Annotated in this window: 18 protein-coding genes; 5 read left to right on the top strand and 13 right to left on the bottom strand. The window is 59.0% G+C overall.

Annotation, left to right across the window (positions count from 1 at the left end):
- Nucleotides 1-60: 60 nt before the first annotated feature.
- From bioD to cdaA, 3 genes are read right to left on the bottom strand one after another with little or no spacing between them, the layout of a single operon-like run.
- On the bottom strand, nucleotides 61-702 hold the full coding sequence (bioD, locus tag M8N44_RS12770) for a dethiobiotin synthase (protein ID WP_102728451.1): 642 nt from the start codon (nucleotides 700-702) through the stop codon (nucleotides 61-63).
- 12 nt (nucleotides 703-714) lie between these two features.
- Complete coding sequence (locus M8N44_RS12765; RefSeq protein ID WP_012419453.1) at nucleotides 715-867, bottom strand: hypothetical protein; 153 nt, start codon at nucleotides 865-867, stop codon at nucleotides 715-717.
- Entirely contained in the window at nucleotides 845-1,636 is a 792-nt protein-coding gene (cdaA, locus tag M8N44_RS12760) for a diadenylate cyclase CdaA (protein ID WP_022396547.1), read from the bottom strand. Before cdaA ends, M8N44_RS12765 begins: the two co-directional genes overlap by 23 nt.
- Nucleotides 1,637-2,029: 393 nt before the next feature.
- On the opposite strand from cdaA, the gene M8N44_RS12755 reads away from it, so the two are divergent.
- Together M8N44_RS12755 and M8N44_RS12750 are read left to right on the top strand one after the other, a co-directional pair.
- On the top strand, nucleotides 2,030-2,638 hold the full coding sequence (locus M8N44_RS12755; protein ID WP_146021129.1) for a hypothetical protein: 609 nt from the start codon (nucleotides 2,030-2,032) through the stop codon (nucleotides 2,636-2,638).
- 172 nt (nucleotides 2,639-2,810) lie between these two features.
- Nucleotides 2,811-3,797 (top strand): M28 family peptidase, encoded by a 987-nt coding sequence (locus tag M8N44_RS12750; protein ID WP_102721932.1) that lies wholly within the window; start codon nucleotides 2,811-2,813, stop codon nucleotides 3,795-3,797.
- Nucleotides 3,798-3,832: 35 nt separating this feature from the next.
- Here M8N44_RS12750 and M8N44_RS12745 read toward each other — a convergent pair whose 3' ends face one another.
- Nucleotides 3,833-4,486: an ABC transporter ATP-binding protein gene (locus M8N44_RS12745; protein ID WP_022396544.1), complete on the bottom strand. Its 654-nt coding sequence runs from the start codon at nucleotides 4,484-4,486 to the stop codon at nucleotides 3,833-3,835.
- Nucleotides 4,487-4,515: 29 nt separating this feature from the next.
- A complete protein-coding gene (panC, locus tag M8N44_RS12740; protein ID WP_102721933.1) occupies nucleotides 4,516-5,361 on the bottom strand; it encodes a pantoate--beta-alanine ligase in 846 nt (281 codons plus the stop codon).
- Between the two features lie 149 nt (nucleotides 5,362-5,510).
- On the opposite strand from panC, the gene M8N44_RS12735 reads away from it, so the two are divergent.
- Together M8N44_RS12735 and lpxD are read left to right on the top strand one after the other, a co-directional pair.
- Nucleotides 5,511-6,107, top strand: a complete 597-nt coding sequence (locus M8N44_RS12735) for an OmpH/Skp family outer membrane protein (RefSeq protein ID WP_022396542.1) — start codon at nucleotides 5,511-5,513, stop codon at nucleotides 6,105-6,107.
- Nucleotides 6,108-6,146: 39 nt separating this feature from the next.
- On the top strand, nucleotides 6,147-7,184 hold the full coding sequence (gene lpxD, locus M8N44_RS12730) for a UDP-3-O-(3-hydroxymyristoyl)glucosamine N-acyltransferase (protein WP_102721935.1): 1,038 nt from the start codon (nucleotides 6,147-6,149) through the stop codon (nucleotides 7,182-7,184).
- A gap of 56 nt (nucleotides 7,185-7,240) precedes the next feature.
- Here lpxD and M8N44_RS12725 read toward each other — a convergent pair whose 3' ends face one another.
- Genes M8N44_RS12725 through M8N44_RS12715 form a run of 3 tightly spaced genes read right to left on the bottom strand, consistent with a single transcriptional unit; the run spans nucleotide 7,241 to nucleotide 9,860 of the window.
- Nucleotides 7,241-8,032, bottom strand: coding sequence for an ABC transporter permease (locus tag M8N44_RS12725; RefSeq protein WP_022396540.1), 792 nt, complete (start codon nucleotides 8,030-8,032; stop codon nucleotides 7,241-7,243).
- Nucleotides 8,029-8,817 carry an ABC transporter ATP-binding protein gene (locus tag M8N44_RS12720; protein WP_102721936.1) on the bottom strand — a complete coding sequence of 263 codons (789 nt, stop codon included), beginning with the start codon at nucleotides 8,815-8,817 and terminating at the stop codon, nucleotides 8,029-8,031. The genes M8N44_RS12725 and M8N44_RS12720 overlap by 4 nt, the downstream gene beginning before the upstream one ends.
- A complete protein-coding gene (locus tag M8N44_RS12715) occupies nucleotides 8,814-9,860 on the bottom strand; it encodes an ABC transporter substrate-binding protein (RefSeq protein ID WP_102721937.1) in 1,047 nt (348 codons plus the stop codon). Before M8N44_RS12715 ends, M8N44_RS12720 begins: the two co-directional genes overlap by 4 nt.
- A 127-nt stretch (nucleotides 9,861-9,987) precedes the next feature.
- Between M8N44_RS12715 and M8N44_RS12710 the strand changes: the two genes are divergently transcribed.
- Nucleotides 9,988-10,749 carry a hypothetical protein gene (locus M8N44_RS12710; protein ID WP_102721938.1) on the top strand — a complete coding sequence of 254 codons (762 nt, stop codon included), beginning with the start codon at nucleotides 9,988-9,990 and terminating at the stop codon, nucleotides 10,747-10,749.
- Between the two features lie 103 nt (nucleotides 10,750-10,852).
- Here M8N44_RS12710 and M8N44_RS12705 read toward each other — a convergent pair whose 3' ends face one another.
- The 5 genes from M8N44_RS12705 to M8N44_RS12685 form a co-directional block, all read right to left on the bottom strand.
- Entirely contained in the window at nucleotides 10,853-13,822 is a 2,970-nt protein-coding gene (locus tag M8N44_RS12705; protein ID WP_180972884.1) for a glycoside hydrolase family 84 protein, read from the bottom strand.
- Nucleotides 13,823-14,192: 370 nt separating this feature from the next.
- Nucleotides 14,193-14,561: a hypothetical protein gene (locus M8N44_RS12700; protein WP_022396535.1), complete on the bottom strand. Its 369-nt coding sequence runs from the start codon at nucleotides 14,559-14,561 to the stop codon at nucleotides 14,193-14,195.
- 133 nt (nucleotides 14,562-14,694) lie between these two features.
- Nucleotides 14,695-15,201: a D-glycero-alpha-D-manno-heptose-1,7-bisphosphate 7-phosphatase gene (locus tag M8N44_RS12695; RefSeq protein WP_022396534.1), complete on the bottom strand. Its 507-nt coding sequence runs from the start codon at nucleotides 15,199-15,201 to the stop codon at nucleotides 14,695-14,697.
- Complete coding sequence (gmhA, locus tag M8N44_RS12690; RefSeq protein ID WP_102721941.1) at nucleotides 15,191-15,760, bottom strand: D-sedoheptulose 7-phosphate isomerase; 570 nt, start codon at nucleotides 15,758-15,760, stop codon at nucleotides 15,191-15,193. The genes M8N44_RS12695 and gmhA overlap by 11 nt, the downstream gene beginning before the upstream one ends.
- Complete coding sequence (locus tag M8N44_RS12685; RefSeq protein WP_102721942.1) at nucleotides 15,757-17,247, bottom strand: PfkB family carbohydrate kinase; 1,491 nt, start codon at nucleotides 17,245-17,247, stop codon at nucleotides 15,757-15,759. Before M8N44_RS12685 ends, gmhA begins: the two co-directional genes overlap by 4 nt.
- Nucleotides 17,248-17,291: the final 44 nt, after the last annotated feature.

Here is a 17,291-nt window from a genome sequence, read left to right as displayed (position 1 = left end):
GAACGGGGAGGAAAGAGCTTCTTCCCCCATCTTCTTCCATCCGTCAAACTGCTACCGTGCTCAGCGCAGGCGTTCCATCAAGGCGTCAATGTCCATGGAATCCTGCCCATGGATCAGCTCGCCGAGAATGGGCGCGTCGGAAAACTCCTCCACCATGCTCCTGTTCGTCACGCAGGCCGTATCCCATTCATCCTTCACGTTATTAAACACAATGCCCAGGCATTCCAGGCCGCGCGCCTTGACCGCATTCAGCGTCAGCAGGGCATGATTGATGGCCCCCAGCTTGTTGCCGATCACCAGCAGCACGGGCAGCTTGAAATCCGCGGCCACGTCGCTGAAATTCCGGCCGGGGCCTATCGGGACTTCCCATCCCCCCACACCTTCCACCAGCACGCATTCATGCGCGGCGGCCAGGGCGTCATAGGCGCGGCGGATGGATCCTTCATCCACCTGCGTATTCTCCAGCCGGGCCGCCACATAAGGGCAGGTGGCGTTCTTCAGGAAAACGGGATTCAGCTCGTCCAGCGTCAGCCCCTCCGGTCCTGCCTCGCGCAGAAGACGGGCATCCTGCCTGTCTCCGCAGGCCACGGGCTTGAACCCGGCGGCATTGATGCCCGCTTCTCTCAGGGCCTTGACGATCAGGCAGCTCACATAAGTCTTACCGACTTCCGTATCGGTTCCGGTAACAATGAAATTCCTCATAACGGTAAATCTTCAGGGATGGGATCTTCTGATCTCCTCAAGCTGCCCACGGGAGGGCACGCCGTCGTTCGTGGTCACCCAGTGATTGATAAAAGACCAGATGATCACGGCCAGCACCAGGCAGAACAGCTTGGCCGGCCAGTTAAGCAATAGCAGTTTTTTCATTGGAAGGAGAAATATTCAATAGCTCTTCAAGGCGGCCCTTCAACTGTTCCGGCGTCAGGTTGCGCTCCAGCTTGCCGCCCACGGCCAGGGCAATCGCCCCCGTTTCCTCGGACACCACCACCACCACGCAGTCGCTCTCCTCGGACATGCCCACGCCCGCCCGGTGGCGCAGCCCCAGGGTACGGTCGCTCATCTCCTTCTGGGAAACCGGGAACACGCAGGCCGCCGCGGAAATGCGGTCGCCGGAAATCACCACGCCTCCGTCGTGCAGGGCGGTCTTGGTATGGAAAATCGTCAGAGCCAGTTCCGGAGAAAAAATGGCGTCCAGCTTCACGCCGGAATCCTCAATGGGCTTCATGCTGATGCTACGTTCAAAGGCGAACAGGGCGCCGAACCGCTGGTTGGAAAGCTTGCTCACCGCCTTGCAGAAATTGTCCAGAAAGTCAACCCGCTGAAGCTTGGCGAAGGAGGAGAAGAACGGATGGCTGCCCAGCTTCGCCAGCCCCACACGCAGCTCCGGCTGGAAAATCACCACCAGCGCCAGCGCCAGGCCGGGGGCGAAAATGCGCGTCAGGATCCATGAAATCACGTTCAACTGGAAGAAAAAGGCCAGCACCACCAAGGCCAGGAAACAGGCGAACAGCCCCACCATGATGCGCGCGCCGCGCGTTGCATGGAAAGCGCGGTAAATCTGGTACAGGAATACCCACAGGATGAAAATTTCAACGATCGCCCGGAGCGCATCCTTGATCATAATCCAGTCCCACATGCGCAACAAGCTACACAACAACCCGCATGATTGCAATACCGATCCTCTCCTTCCACGTTGCCGTTGGAGGCAGAAGAACAATACCGCCTGCGGCAGACGTAAATTCAGGAGCGCCCAGCACTTCCATTTTGTCTATCTCATGCAAGCATGCGATAGAGGACAGCCGGATATGAAACAGTTAATCCGCACCCCGCAAGGCGCTTTCAGAAATAATATCTCATGCTTGGAAAAGAGAAGACGGAAACTTCCGGAAAGCCACATACAATAACCATACAAACCCGCGTTTTCGAAATATACCGTACATGCGGTGAGTATTTCCCGCTCGACACAGGTTTGTTCTAGTGAATCCGAAAAACCGGATCATATCAAATACGACAGAAATAAATACTATTCATGAAAACATTACCTGATCTGCTCCGGCAAGAAGCAAAAGGAATTTCAGCATTGAAAGAAAAAATAGGAGAAAAACTTCAAACTACATCTTCATTCCCCATCCCGTCAGGATGCAGTTGCTATGGTTTTTATCTGGCAAAAGACGAACTTACGCCACCTTTCAACGACATAGATACACAAGGCATTAATATCGTGGTACATAAACCGGAACAAGAAATAACCTGCTATCCCATTCAACATGCGCGTGGAGAAAAAATATACGCCGTCAGCTTTGACTTCAGCGGATGCTTCATGGCCCTGTTTGAGCAAGAGGGTATCTTGTATGCTGCACATATCACCACATCCAGCGATGGAAAGGTGGACGGAAGAACAGCCTTTCAAAACCTTATTGGGAAAGAAGGAACAAATTATATTGTATATAATCCTTATAGCGGCATGAAAGACCACACGGCAGGAATTATGGAATTTACCGATTTTGACAACTTCCATTGCTATTCCTTTGGACAAAACAATCACCTTTTCATTGAAAAAAAGGTGGAAAAAAATGATGCCAATGCATTAACGAAATCCGTATCCCAAGGTAAACAAAGTGGATGCGCTATTCTCTAGGAATATAGGGCGGACTCTTCTGAATGCCGGACACCTCCTCATGGATATATGGTTCATCAGAAATCCCCCATTCAGAGTGATGCCCACTAGGAAGAAAAGGCTTCCATGACCCGCACATATGCTTTGCCACATTGAAATTGTCACGCCTGATGCGTATTGATATAAAGGGAGCATGAAACTCCGGGTTTACCTCTCTCTGTTTTCCGCCCTGGCCATCCTCACCGTCTCCACGGGCTGCATCATTTCCCACTGCACCACCCCCGCGGCCGGCGGCGCTCCCGCCGCTGCCGTCCGCCCGGGGCTGGAGCAGGAACTGAAAAAGGACGTCCTCTACCTGGCCAAAACCTGCCACCCGCGCCCGGCGGGTTATGAAAAGAACCAGGCCAGGGCGGTCCAATACATCGCCCGGTCCCTGTCGGAATCGGGAGCCGCGGTCACGTACCAGCCTTTCACGGCGGACAAGCGCACCTTCGTCAACGTCAGCGCCGTTTTCCCCGGCAAATCCGCCAAAAGGGTCATCGTCGGCGCTCATTACGACACCTGCGGAAGCACCCCCGGAGCGGACGACAACGCCAGCGGCGTAGCCGGACTGCTGGCCCTGGGACGCATGCTCAAGGGCATCTCCCCCCATGACACCATTGAACTCATCGCGTATGCCAACGAGGAACCGCCCTACTTCGGCACGGAACAGATGGGCAGCGCGCAGCACGCCCAAAAACTTTATACGGAGCAGATAGGCGTGAAAGCCATGATCTGCCTGGAAATGATCGGCTACTTCTCGGACAGGGAAAACAGCCAGTCCTACCCCGCCGCGGGCATGGGCGCCCTGTACCCGGACAAGGGGGACTTCATCGCCATCGTCGGCAACTGGGACAGCGTCAGGCTGGCGCGGACAGTCCAGAAAAACATGCAGTCCTTCCTGCCTACCGTCCGCCTGAACCTGCCGGAAATCAAGGGCATGTGCATGGACTTCTCCGACCACCGCAACTTCTGGGCCAAAGACCTGCCCGCCGTCATGATTACGGACACTTCCTTCTTCCGGAACCCGAACTACCATCAGCCCGGAGACCTGCCGGAAACGCTGGACTACCGCCGCATGGCCCAAGTGGTCCGGGGCGTGCACCAGGCCGTCCTGCATTTGGCGGCGGACGGCAAATAAAAGGAGAGATAAAAAACTCGCAGGACCGGACGGCCTCAGACCGCCTGCCCGTCCATGATCGTGATGATGCGGTCCCCCCGGCGGGCCAGGTGTTCGTCATGCGTCACGATTACCAGCGTCTTGCGGGATTCGTCCGCCAGGCCGAACAAAAGGTCCAGCACCTCCGCGCCGTTCTTCCGGTCCAGGTTCCCGGTAGGTTCATCTGCAAAAATAATCGGGGCGTCATTCGCCAGGGCGCGGGCGATCGCCACGCGCTGCTGCTCCCCGCCGCTCAGCTCGCTGGGCAGATGGTTCAGGCGGTGGGACAGGCCCACGCGCGCCATCAGCTCCGTCACGTACTCCACGCGCGGCCTCCTTCCTATGGAGGAAGCCAGGCACGCGTTTTCCAGCGCCGTCAGCTCCGGCATCAGCAGGTAATTCTGGAAAATGAATCCCATGTTCCGGTTCCGGAACACGGACCGCGCCGTAGCGGACAAGGCGTAAATATCCGTGCCGTCAATCGTCACCTTTCCCTCCTGGGGCGTCTCCAGCCCGGCCAGCGTGTACATCAGCGTGGTCTTGCCGGCTCCGCTGGGACCGCACAGGAACACCTTCTCCCCGGCGGCAATGTGCAGGTCCACCCCGTGCAGGATCTCAATGGATTTCTTGCCGATGGAATAGCTGCGGTGGAGGTTGGCGGCGGTAATCACGGGCGCAGTATAAGGGAATCCGTGCCGGATTAAAGTTCTATATTGTCAATAAGACGCACGTCGCCAAAATAGACGGCGGCGGCCATCAGGGCCGGATTCCGGTTCTCCTCCAGCGGCTGCATCGTCTCCGCATCCACAATCTCCAGATAATCGATGCGCGTGCCGGGCACGGCCCCAATCATGGCGGCGGCATGTTCCTTCACCGTCCGGACATCCGTTCCGGCCCGGAACTCGTCCCTGGCCTGAAGCATGGCCTTCCGTATCACCACGGCCTGCTCTTTCTGTTCCGCCGTCAGCCGGGCGTTCCGGGAGGAATAGGCCAGGCCGTTCCCATGCCTCACAATCTCCGCCCCGTGGATGTGCACCGGGAAATCCAGGTCACGCACCATGCGGCGGATAATCGCCAGCTGCTGGTAATCCTTCTTGCCGAAAATGGCGTCCGTGGGCTGCACCAGGTTGAACAACTTGGCAAGCACCGTGCAGACGCCGGAAAAATGTCCGGGGCGGGACGCCCCGCACAGCGTAGCGGATAAAAAGCTCTCCTCCACGGTAATGCTGCGCTCCCCGGAATACATCTCCTCCGGGGAGGGGGAAAACACGTAATCCACGCCCGCTCCCTCGCACACCTCCAAATCCTTTTCAGGGGTGCGGGGATAGGTCTGGAGGTCGGAGGAATTGTTGAACTGGATGGGATTGACGAAAATGCTGGCCACCACCACGCCGTCTTCTCCCGCCAGCTTGCGGGCCTGTTCCAGCAGGGCGCGGTGCCCGTCGTGAAGCGCTCCCATCGTGGGAACGAGAACCACGTGGTCATGCTTGCGGTGATGCTTGAGAAGGGCCGCCTTCAACTGGGCCTTGGTGGAAAATGTTTGCATGCGCCTAAAGTGGCCCCATGATGACAAAAGTTCAATCCTGAAATATAGCTAGAAGGTTGACGCATGCCGTTCCACATGTAAACTGGCAAAGTCAGAAGACGCTAAAAATTATGAGATTCTTCAAAACAGCATTATGTGTATCAGCTGCAATGGCATTAAGCGCCACTGCCAACGCCGAACTTAAAGTAGCAACGGTGGACGTGCAGAAACTCTTCGCCGACTACTATAAGACCCATGAAGCCCAGGCAGAAGTAGACAAGGCTGCCCAGACCGTGCAGGAAACCAACAACACCCGCGCGGAAACCATCAAGAAGATGGAAGCCGACTTCAACGACATGGTCAAACAGCTTCAGGATCCCATGCTGAATGAAAAGGACAAGAAGGAGCTGGAACAGAAAGCCCAGATCAAGCGTCAGGAAGTCATCGCGCTGGAACAGGAACGCCGCGGCTTCGTGGAACGCCAGCTCAAGTCCCTTCAGGAACAGATGAAGGTGCGCTCCACCAAGATCATGGGTGAAATCACCAAGATCACGGAAGGCATCGCCACCAAGGGCAACTATGACCTCATTCTGGACAAGAGCGCCCAGGCTCTCCGTTCCAACCAGGTCTTCGTGTACACGAAGCCCAGCATGGACATCACCCCCTCCGTGATGAAGGAACTCAACAAGGACGCTCCCAAGGGCTTTGACCCCACCAAGAAAAAGACCCCGGCCGTTCCTGCCGCTCCCGCGGCTCCGGCCAACTAACCCTTGACATTACCCCCGGGAAGGCGGAATCATACTCCCATGAAGCTTACACTTGAAGCCGTGGCCGCCCTCACCGGAGGGAAAATCCTTTCTGGCGACCCCGAACTGACTGTGTTCGGGGTCGCTTCCCTTCTCGACGCATCTCATGAGGAAGCCTCCTTCCTCGGCAACGAGAAATACTTCGAAGACTTTCTTCACACCTCTGCCGGAATCGTCCTGGTGCCTCCGGCCCTGCCCGCGTACCCGGAAAACGTCGCCTTTGTGGAAGTGGACAATCCTTCCATGGCATTCAACGCCCTGGTGAAATACTTCATGGCTTCCGCCTACCGGTTCACGCCCGGCATCCATCCCACAGCCATTATCGACCCCACGGCCACCTTCAATCCGGACAAAATCCATGTGGGCGCCTATACCTGCATCGGCGCCCATTGCGTAATTGGCGACGGCACGGACATCGGCAACGGCTGCGACATCGGGGACGGCGTCACGATAGGGGAAAACTGCCGCCTGCACGCCCATGTCATCATCCGGGAACGCTGCAAGCTCGGCAGCCGGGTGACCATCCAGCCGGGGGCCGTCATCGGTTCCGACGGCTTCGGCTTCCTGATGGGAGACAACGGCCGTTACGTGGGCATTGACCAGGTGGGCATCGTGGAGCTGGGGGACGACGTGGACGTAGGAGCCAACACCACCATTGACCGTGCCAGGTTCGGCCGCACCATCGTGGGGGAAGGCACCAAGATAGACAACCTCATCCAGCTCGGCCACAACGTCGTCGTCGGCAAGCATTGCGTGATTGTCGCCCAATCCGGAATCGCCGGCAGCACCCAAGTCGGCGACTATGCAACCATCGCCGCCCAGGTCGGCATCTCCGGACACCTTAAAATCGGCTCGAAATCCGTTCTGGGAGCCAAAACGGGAGTCATCTCGGACATCCCGGAAAACGTCGCCTACTGGGGTTTCCCGGCATCTCCGTTCAAGGACGCCAGCCGCCAGTACGCCGCGCTCAAAAAGCTCCCGGCCCTCATCAAGGAAGTCCACGCTCTTAAAAGGAACCTGGAATCCCCCGGCAAGTAACGGGCTTTCCCCTCGCCGGACGCAACCAGCTCATCTGTGTCTGCAAGGCGCAGCCCTCAGGCCTGCCCCGTCCCCCAGCGGCGGTGCAGGAACCGTTCCAGCGGGGAAAACAGAATCTTGTCAGACAGCAGGCCGATCACCACGATCACGAACATGATGCCCACCACCTGGTTCATCGCGTTCAACTCCCGGCCAAAGTGCAGAAGCTGGCCCAGGCCGAAGCCGGTCAGGATGGGAACGAAAATTTCCGCCGCCATCAGGGAACGCCACGCAAAGGCCCAGCCCTGCTTCATCCCGCTCACCACAAACGGGGCGGAGGCAGGCAACGTCACGTGAATCAGGCAATAAATGGGACCAGCGCCCATGGTGCGCGCTGCGCGGGCATAAATGGGCGGAACGTTCCTCATGCCGTTGGCCGTCGCCAGAATCACGGACCACAGCGTCCCCATGATCACCACGAACAGCATGGCCCCCTCCGTCTGGCCGAACCACAGGGTAGCCAGCGGAACCCAGCATACGCTCGGGAGGGCCTGGAACCCCAGGGAAACGAGGCCCAGGGTATTCTGCATGAGCTGGAAGCGGGAACACAGCATGCCCAGGGGAATCCCCATCACCAGGCCTATTCCATACCCCATCACCAGCCTCTTCACAGTAATCCATGAAGCTTCCTCCAGAGATCCGTCCAGGAAGGAGGAGCATAAATACTCCCACACCTCCAGCGGAGAGGGAAACAAATAGGGCTTCCAGACCTTCTGGTCGCTCAAATACTGCCACAACCAGATCACGAGAATGAAAAACACGAGCGAGCAGGCATGGGCTCCCCACTTGGACCATTTGTTCCTGTTCATGCCATGGCTCCTTTCAAATCACGGGTGATGCGGGATGACAACTGCGCCAGATCGCGGCTGTTGATATCCCTGGGATGGGGGAGGTCCACGAAATACTCCTCACAGACCCGGCCCGGATGCGGAGTAAACAGCACCACGCGGTCCCCCAGGCACACGGCCTCGCGCATATTGTGCGTGACGAAAATGATCGTCATGCCGCAACGGAAATGGATATCCTGAATATCCTGGTAAAGCTGTTCGCGGGTCATGGCGTCCAGGGCGGCAAAAGGTTCGTCCATCAGCAGGATGCGGGGGCTGGTAGCCAGGGCGCGGGCAAGCGCCACGCGCTGCTTCATCCCACCGGAAAGTTCATGAATATGGGAATGCGCGCATTCCTTCAGCCCTACCAGCTCCAGATTCTTCTCCGCAATGGCGAGCCGGTCCCCCCGCGTCAGGCCGGGCGTCAGCTTCAGGCCGAACATTACGTTCCCCATCACGTCCAGCCACGGAAACAGGGCGGACTCCTGGAACATCACGGTGCGGTCCCGTCCGGGCCCCGTCACGGGAACCCCGTCCAGCTCAACCACCCCGGAAGTGGGAAATTCCAGCCCGGCGATGATATTCAGCAGGGAAGTCTTTCCGCAGCCGCTGGCCCCCACCAGGCAGACGAACTCGCCGCCCCTGATATTCAAATTGATGCCCTCCAGCGCCACCACCTTTCCGCGCCGCCCGTCAAACACCTTGCTCACTCCGGCAATGCGGAGCTTGCACCCTCCGGGGCCGCAATGTTCTTCACCCACAATCATCTTCCGGCAGCCTCCTTCACCATGGTCAACTGTTCCTCCGCCGCCTCCGGCACCACCAGGCCGCCCACGTCCGGAACCTCTTTCATGAAACCGGCCTCATGGGCGTCCCGCACAAACTGCTGGAGCTTGGGAATGGAAATCCTGTCCTTCATGACGATGCTCTTCCAGGCCTCCGCAATCAACGCCGGGTCTATCCTGGAATGGGTCAGCTCCTCCAGTTCCTTGACCACGATCGCCCGGGCCTCCTCCGGATGCTGCCTTATCCATTCATTCAGCTCTTCATGCGCCTGCACCAGGGCCTTCGCCACCTCCGGCTTCTCCTTGAGGAAATCCGCTCCGCATACCAGCACGGTGGCGATGGACTCCTTCTCGTCCACCAGCACCTTTCCCCCCGCCGTCATCACCAGGCGGCTCACCCACGGCTCCACCGTCCACACGCCGTCCAGCTTGCCCTGCCGGAACAGGCTGAGCTGCTCCGGATTGGGGGTGGGCAGAATCGTCACGTCCCCGCCGCGCTGCGTCACGTGCAGGCCGCCGCGGGAAAACCAGGCGCGGGCGGAAACATCCTGCGTATTCCCCAGCTGGGGAGTGGCGATCACTTTGCCGCGGAAATCAGCAGGCTCCTTCAGGGTGGAATCCTCCGGAACCACCAGGGCGGCGCCTCCTTCCACGGCCCCGGCAATCATCCTGATATCATCCCCGCGGGAACGCACAAACGCATTGATGGCCGGGCTTGGTCCCACGTAAGCCAGTTCAATGGAGCGGGCAAACACGGCCTCCATGGCGCTGGGCCCCGCATTGTACACGTACCAGTTGATCCTGACGTCCTTTCCGGTGGCCTCCTTGAGCCGTTCCTCAAACCACCCCTTCCCCTGCCGGGAAAAATGGTGTGCCACCAGGCCCTGCACATGCGTCACGTTGGGAAAATGGCCGAAGTTCAATTCAATGACGTTCGGATCATCCTTCTCCTTCTTTCCGCAGGAAACAGCCAGCAGGCAGAAAAACAGGGCCGGTAAAATCGTCAGGAATCTGGAATGGGACATAATCAAAAGGAATGAGTTACTGGGGCACAGCCATTTTTCCGCGCCCTTTCAGGCACCGACTAGCAGAAGAAGCCGCCCGCGGCAAGAATCCGATGGCAACAACTTTGTCACAATGTGGACAGCAGGAATGCCCATTTTGTTGAAAAACAATCCCGGTTCCGGACCTGAACCGGGCTTTATTGACAAAGCCGCCTATTCCCGTTACAAAAGGCTCCATTCCCAACCCGCCATGCAGTACCCCTCCAACCAGCCCCATTCCGGAGCATGGCTGGGCCTTCCTCCGGATGAGGAACGCCCGGTGGGCCGGGGCGCCAGGTACCGCTGCATTCTCCTGATGCTCCTGTACTGGGCTCTTCTTTCCGCCGTTCCGCAGGGCGCGGACCGCTACGCTGAAATAGGCACCGTCCTCCCCGCCTGGATGGGAGCGCTGGAACTGACGCCTTTCCTGCTGGTGCCCGCTTTCCTGTTCCTGGCGGTGCGTACGGGCGCCCAATGGAGGGCCCTGATGATCGCCGTTTATGCGGGACTGCTCCTGAACCTGCTGATGAACCTGGCGCTTCCCGCGGGAGCCATGTGGGGCGACCTCCCCGCAGCCGGCCCCTACGGCACGCTTGTCTGGCCCGGCGGGGACCACCGGGAATGGCTGGTCACGCTGCCCCGTTTCCCGCAGCTATGGGCCCTCGTCATCTACGTCTTCCTCTCCGGCAACGGAGCTCCGCCCCTGCTCCGCCTGCTGGCCCTGGGCTGGTGGTTTCTGCTCTGCGTGGCCCCTGTGAACACGGGCATGGTGGGGTATGCGGACATCCTGGGTCCGCTGGTCATCATCGCCCTCGTCCTCGGCTGCATGCACCTGGCGGAAAAACGCGCCTCCCGGCAAACCAGGAACTGAAAAAAGCCGGGGCGGCCATTCCATGGAGGAAACAGCCGCCCCAGGGTCAACGGGCATCGCCCCGCGGAAGACTGCCGCATGCGGCAGCCCCCGGCGGAACCCGTTACTTCCAGATCACTTCAAAAATATTCACGGAGCTTCCCTTCTTCCCGGTCAGGCCAAGGGCCTTCACCGGCTTCTTGACGGACTTCAGGCTGAACGTATTCACCTTCCTGCCCTTGGCCAAATTGCCCACGGGAACCCACCGTCCGTCGGCCCCGCAGGCCAGCACGGAAGCTTCCTTACCGTCGGACAGGACAATGGCGGAATTCGCACGGGGGGAATCACAGGGAATCTCCACCTTCTCCGGAGACAGCTCCACCGGGAGGAACGTAGCCAGGTTGAAATCCCCGGCGGCTCCGTTGTCGGCAGACTTTCCTCCCTTGTTGGCAAGATTCAGCTTGAACTCTTCCAGGGTCACCTCCTGTGGGGAGGATCCGGCGTTCAACAGCCTGATGCCTTTGATCACGCCGCCAATCTCCGCAGAACCGTCCGCCTTCAACGGAACCTCCGTCCAGGACTTTCCGTCCATGGAAATGTACAATTTGGCCCACTTCATGTCCGGCGTCTTCAAATTGACGGAGGCGGACTCCACGGATGCTCCCGCCGGAATTTGAAGCCCCAGGGACTTCTTCGGCGGCAGGGGATGCACCTCCATGATGCGCTTCAGGGAAATATCCTTGTCCCCGGCTTCAACCACAGCAGTCTTGAACGCCGGAGCGTCCGTCAGCACGGAAGGAGCGGCGGGGGCATTCACCTTGAAATCCCGGATGGCCGTCCACACGTCGGACTTCCCGCCCGGAACACCCTGCGCCGTAGCACGGTAGCGTACAAAACGGCCCTTCTTGCCATTTCCCTGGTACTCCACGCGAAGCCCGCTGGACTCCGGCATCAGGGGCGACCAGGACTGCCCGTCCATGGATACCTCAAGCTGGCCCTTGTTCACGGCATCCGTATCGGAATCATTGCGGCCCATCACGATGGAAACGGTGCGTATCTCCCGCGGAGCGCCCAGGTCCACGCCGAAAAAGTCGCCCTTCTTCTGGACCTCCTTGCAATAATAGAAGGACTCGGGATCGTCATCCAGCATCTTCTCGATCCCTCCCTTGGACTTGGTGGAAACATAAGGCTTCACACGGCCAACGGCCTGTCCGCTCACACGGGAAAGCACGGGGGTGGACCCCATGTCCAGCAGCTCCCGCACGGCAGGGGCCATCACCAGTTCGGACGGCTTGACGGCGGTCTGCCACGGGGAATTTTTCTTGGTCACCTCCGTCACGTGCTTGTTGATGGCCTTGCTGATCTCCTTGCTGTAACGCTGCATCTCGGCAAGCAGGCAGGCGGCCTCCATGGCGTAATTCAGCGCTCCGGAGGCATTTCCCGCCTCCGTGGCCTCAATCATCTGCATGCTGTTCATTCCAGCTTTGCCCAGGGACTCGAACTGGATGAGCCACGGCTCTACCTCTGCGACGAAAGCGGGATTGTTCGATTTCGCCCGGATCATGTCCGGAGCCTGGGCCATCTTCGCAAACTCGGCCTTCAGGCGGTCAAACGCCTTGCTTTCAGACACCTTGGCGCCGCGGCGGCACAATTCCAGCACCTGCTCCACCACGGGGGCAATCTCTACGGACTCCTCCTTGCGGTAATTGTGCCCGCTGGGCCCCCCGTCGCTGTTATGGTCGGCAAACGTCTGCATGGCGGAGGCACAGCCGGGGAACAAAATCCGGATGCTGTCCTTCCATGTCTTGTCGGAATCATAGGCCTTGGCATTCCAGGTCATGTTAGCCACGCTGAACAGGGAAATCTTGGAGGCCTCCGGCTTGTCCATCGGATTGGAAGCAAACCCCTGCATGAACGGCATCGCGTCCGCATCCACGCCATAGGTGCGCCCCAGGAACAGGGCGTGGCGCACGTAATCCGTCACCGGGAAATTCCACCAGATGAACGCCGGCCGCTGCAAATACTTGTTGATCCCCTTCAAGGCCGGGGTCCGGATATCGCTCACGATGCTGGACCCGGTCCACATGATGCCGATGTCCTTGTCCAGATGTTCCCCCATCACCTCGTGGTAGCGGCCACCTCCGCCGGAATACGCCGTGGGGCACACGATCAGCGGAGTCACGTCTGGCTTCTTGTGGATAAACTCCTTGTTCAGGTAATTCAGGAACTCCACCTGGCCTTCCGGTTTGGCGCCCTCCCCGCCGATGTCGTCAAAAAACACGGCAAAGGAGCGGAACCCCAGGTCATACATCATCTCAAACTTCTTCACGGCGGCTTTCCGGTCCGCCTCCCCCCAGTGAATGTCCGCTCCGGGGTGCACCGCCCAGACAAAATTCACCTTGTTCTGCTTCGCGACCTTCACCAGCTCTTTCAGGTCCTTCGCCATGTCCGCGGGATACGGCTCGCGCCAACGCTTGGAAAAACCGTGGAACACGTCGTCCTTCGGGCCGTAGATGTAAGTATTCATCTTGTACTTCCCGTAAAACTTGAACTGGCTGATGCGTCCTTCCTGCCCCCAGGGCAGGCCGTAAAAGCCTTCAATGGTGCCGCGGAAGGGAACGTCCGGCCAGTCCAGAACCTCCACCACAGGCACCGTTACGCCGGAAGGAGTCTTCTCCGCCAGTTGAAGCAGCGTCTGGGCCGCGTAAAACAGGCCTTCGTCGTCATAGCCCGTCATCCGGATGCCCTGCTGCGTGACGCTCAGGGAATAAGCCCCGGCCTTCTGCGGAACATTCCCGGCGGCCTTTTTGCTTCCCTTGATGATGGACATCTGCACGGGCAGCCCGTTCGGAGCGATGGAAAACATGCTCTTCAGCGCATTCACGGTAGGTTCGTCCCGCGCTCCCGACAGCTTCAGGGCCGGAACCGTCACGGAACCGCCGCTCCTGGTCATCTTCTGCGGGATGGGATACACCGGCATCTTGGCCGTTTTTTTGGCGCGGGAGGCCGCAGGCGCGGAGGAAGAGGCCGGAGAAGAGGACTGGGCGAACACCGGAAGGGCAAGGCCGGCTCCCAGCGCCGTAACCGCCATCATGGATCGGAAGGAAATCAAGTTCATATGTGCAAAAGTAAAAAGCCTGTACAGGACAAGTCCACGAAACTACGGACCAATCGCCCCACTTCTAACAGGGCGCTCCCCGTATGTCAAATTACTTCGCCCCATTCGGGAAGTTGCCTCTTCCGGGGATAAGTCATTCAGGAATCCGGTTGTTCCCGCAAACACCGCCGGATTCCCAACCCGGCTCTCCGTTTCCCTCCTTCATGCCCGGTTCCACATCGCGACGGCCGCCGCTGGAGGAGCAGCTCCCGGGACGGGAAAAGCGGGAATGTGCTAAAACACGGGAACGACCGGGCAGACAGCCGGGGACGGCACGCCATCAAGAGTTGCAAAAGAACGGCCTCCCCTATTCTTCACGATTGAAGAATCCGGAAATATCGAAATAGACGACCAGCTCCTTGCCTTTTTTCGTCCTGATCGTGACCAGGTCATAATACTTGCCTCCTTCCTTGACGAGCGCCTGCTTGAGCTTTTCGTAATTTCCGTACTTCTTCTTGAGCCATTTCCGTTCGGCAGGAACGCCATCCATCGAACTTTTCGCTCCGGCAATCACGACGGCCTTCTCAAAGCTGGAGCCGTCTCCGCCCTGATAGGTAATGCGGGTGGCCGCTTCTCTTTTTTCCAGCCGCTCGGGCATGGCCGGCTCTGCGGTTTTGGCAGCGGCGCACAGGCCAGGAAACAACGCAATCAATAACAGGGGTAGCAAGGGTTTCATCCTATTGGATAGATAAGAAATATTCATTCCCTTGTAAAGCTTTCTTTTTGAAGCAGGAACATCCATCATTACATCCCGGCGGCCGGAACACGGGGAGGGCTGACAGGGCAGTCCTGAGCAATCACTCCCAAGCTTACAGCCACGCCGCTACTTCTTCCAACGCCTCCACACGGGCTGTGGCGAGAGTCGGGACATCTTCCGCGGAAAAAAGGAAATTCCGCCCCACTCCGGCGGCAAGCGCAGCGCGAATGTCTCGCTCCCGGTCACCCACGGACACGCAAGCCGCCATATCCAGTCCATGGGCGGCGGCGGCTTTCAAAAACAGGCCGGGATTCGGCTTCCGGTCAGGATGGCCGTCATCCACGCTGGGACAGTGGAACACATCCGCTATCTCCGCTCCGGCGGCGCTGAACGCGCCTTTCATATGCTCCGTCAGCCGGGTGAAATCCCCTTCCGTAAACATGCCGCGGCCTATGCCGGACTGGTTGGTCACCACCAGCACCAGATACCCCTTCTCCTTCGCCCGGCGGCAAAGGTCCAGAATACCGGGAACCAGCTGAAAATCCTCAATGCGGTGCACGTAGCCGCCGTCCACATTGACCACGCCGTCCCGGTCCAGAAACAGAGCCTTAGCTGCCATACATTTCCTGCTCAACCAGCTCGCAGACCAGATGGCCCACGGCAATGTGCATCTCCTGGATATTGTTCGTGGCATCGGAAGGAACGGCAATGCAGAAATCCGCCACGGTTTTCATCTCCCCGCCGCCCTGGCCCGTCAGGGCCACGGTCCTGACGCCCATGCGGCGCGCCAGCTCCATCGCCAGGACGATGTTCTGGCTATTGCCACTCGTGGAAAGCCCCACCAACAGGTCACCGGAACGGCCTAATCCCTGCAATTGCCTGGAAAAGACCGTTTCATACCCGTAATCATTCCCTACGGCGGTCAGGATGGAAGTATCCACCGTCAGGGCCAGCGCATTCATGGCGGGACGGTTCAGCTTGTAGCGGCCCACCAGCTCGGCGGCCAGGTGCTGGGAATCCGCGGCGGAGCCTCCGTTGCCGCAGAACATGATCTTGTTCCCGGCCTTGAGGGTATCCGCGCAGACGCGGGCGACCTGTTCAATCTCTCCGGCCATGGCGGCCAGAGCCTTGAAATTATCCGCTATTCCTAAAATCTGATTCCTGATGTACTCGCTCATTCCGGACTGTTCTTCATGCGGTTGATGATATTGGTGGAGGAAAAGCCCTCCAGGCGGGGAAGCTCAAGAGCCTGTCCCCCGTAAGATGTGACGTACTGCCCTTCCGGCCAGCGTTCCAGAGGATAGCCCTCCTTGGCGATCACGTCCGGGCGCAACTTCTCAATCAACGGCAGCGCCGTATCCTCGTCAAACGGCACCACGTAATCGATAAAATCCAGGGAGGCCAGCAGCAGGGAACGCATCTCCTCATTATTGATCGGCCTGTCCTCTCCCTTCAACCGCTTGATGGAGGCGTCCGTATTCAGCCCCACGAAAAGCACGTCGCACGCTTCCCGCGCCTTCATGAAGGAATGCAGGTGCCCCAGGTGCAGCAGGTCAAAACAACCGTTTGTAAACCCCACCACCTTCTTCTCCCGTCGGAAACGCTCCGCCAGCTCCGCCGCGGCTTCCGGCGTCAGAATATTGTTCCGGTGATGCCAGGAGGATGCCTTGAGGGCCTTCTCCTCCAGCGCCTTCTTCAGCTCCGCTCCGGTCACGCTGGCCGTTCCGAACTTGCCCACCACGATTCCGGCGGCCACGTTGGACACCACCAGGGCCTCCGGCACCGTAGCTCCGGCCGCCAGCGCCGCGCCCAGGCTGGCGAGGGAGGTATCCCCCGCTCCGGACACGTCAAAAACCTCACGGGCCTCCGTGGGAATGCAGACAAAATCGGAAGGATTGGAGGAAGGAATGAAAATCATGCCGTGCTCGCTCAGGGTGACGAGCAAATTCTCAATGCCGAACTCGGAAAACAGCCGTTGCGCCCCTGCGATGGCATCCCTTTCCCAGCCTGTCGCGGAAGGATTCAGCGTCACCCCGGTCGCCTCCTGGAACTCCTTCATATTGGGCTTCACCAGCGTGGCCCCCTTGTAACGGGAGTAATCCGAACCCTTCGGATCCACAATCACGGACTTGCCCGCCGCACAGCACCGGGCGATCACGTCAGGGGTTGTCTGCCCGTCAAACAGCCCTTTCCCGTAATCGGACAAAAGAACAAGGTCGGCCTCCGGCAGGCAGGCGTCCACCCGTTCCAGAAAACGGGAGGCCAGCTCCGGAACCATCCGCAGCGGCTGTTCCTGGTCCGCCCTCAGCAAATGGTGCTTCCCCGCCACAAAACGGACCTTCACGGTCGTCTCATACCCTTCGCACTCCACCAGCTCCGGAACGCAGCACGTCTCTTCCAGAAAACGCCTTACCTGCCGTCCATGGCCGTCATTCCCCACCACGCTGACGAAGGTGGTGCGGCATCCCAGTGCGCACAGGTTGGTCACCACGTTGCCCGCGCCGCCCAGCATGCGCGTCTCCCGGTCCATCTTCATGATGGGAACCGGAGCCTCCGGGGAAATCCGGCTGACGCTCCCGTACAGAAACTTGTCCAGCATTACGTCACCGATGCAGAGAATCCGCACGCGGGGAAATCCGTCAATCAATGTATGCAGCCGATTCATGGGAGACGTTCCTTTCTACCATGCCCCATACCGTAAGGCAAGGA

Origin of the sequence: Akkermansia massiliensis (genome assembly GCF_023516715.1) — a bacterium.
GTDB classification, from domain to species: Bacteria; Verrucomicrobiota; Verrucomicrobiia; order Verrucomicrobiales; family Akkermansiaceae; genus Akkermansia; species Akkermansia massiliensis.
The sequence above is the reverse complement of the archived record's forward strand: the minus strand, read 5'-3'. Positions and strand labels throughout refer to the sequence as shown.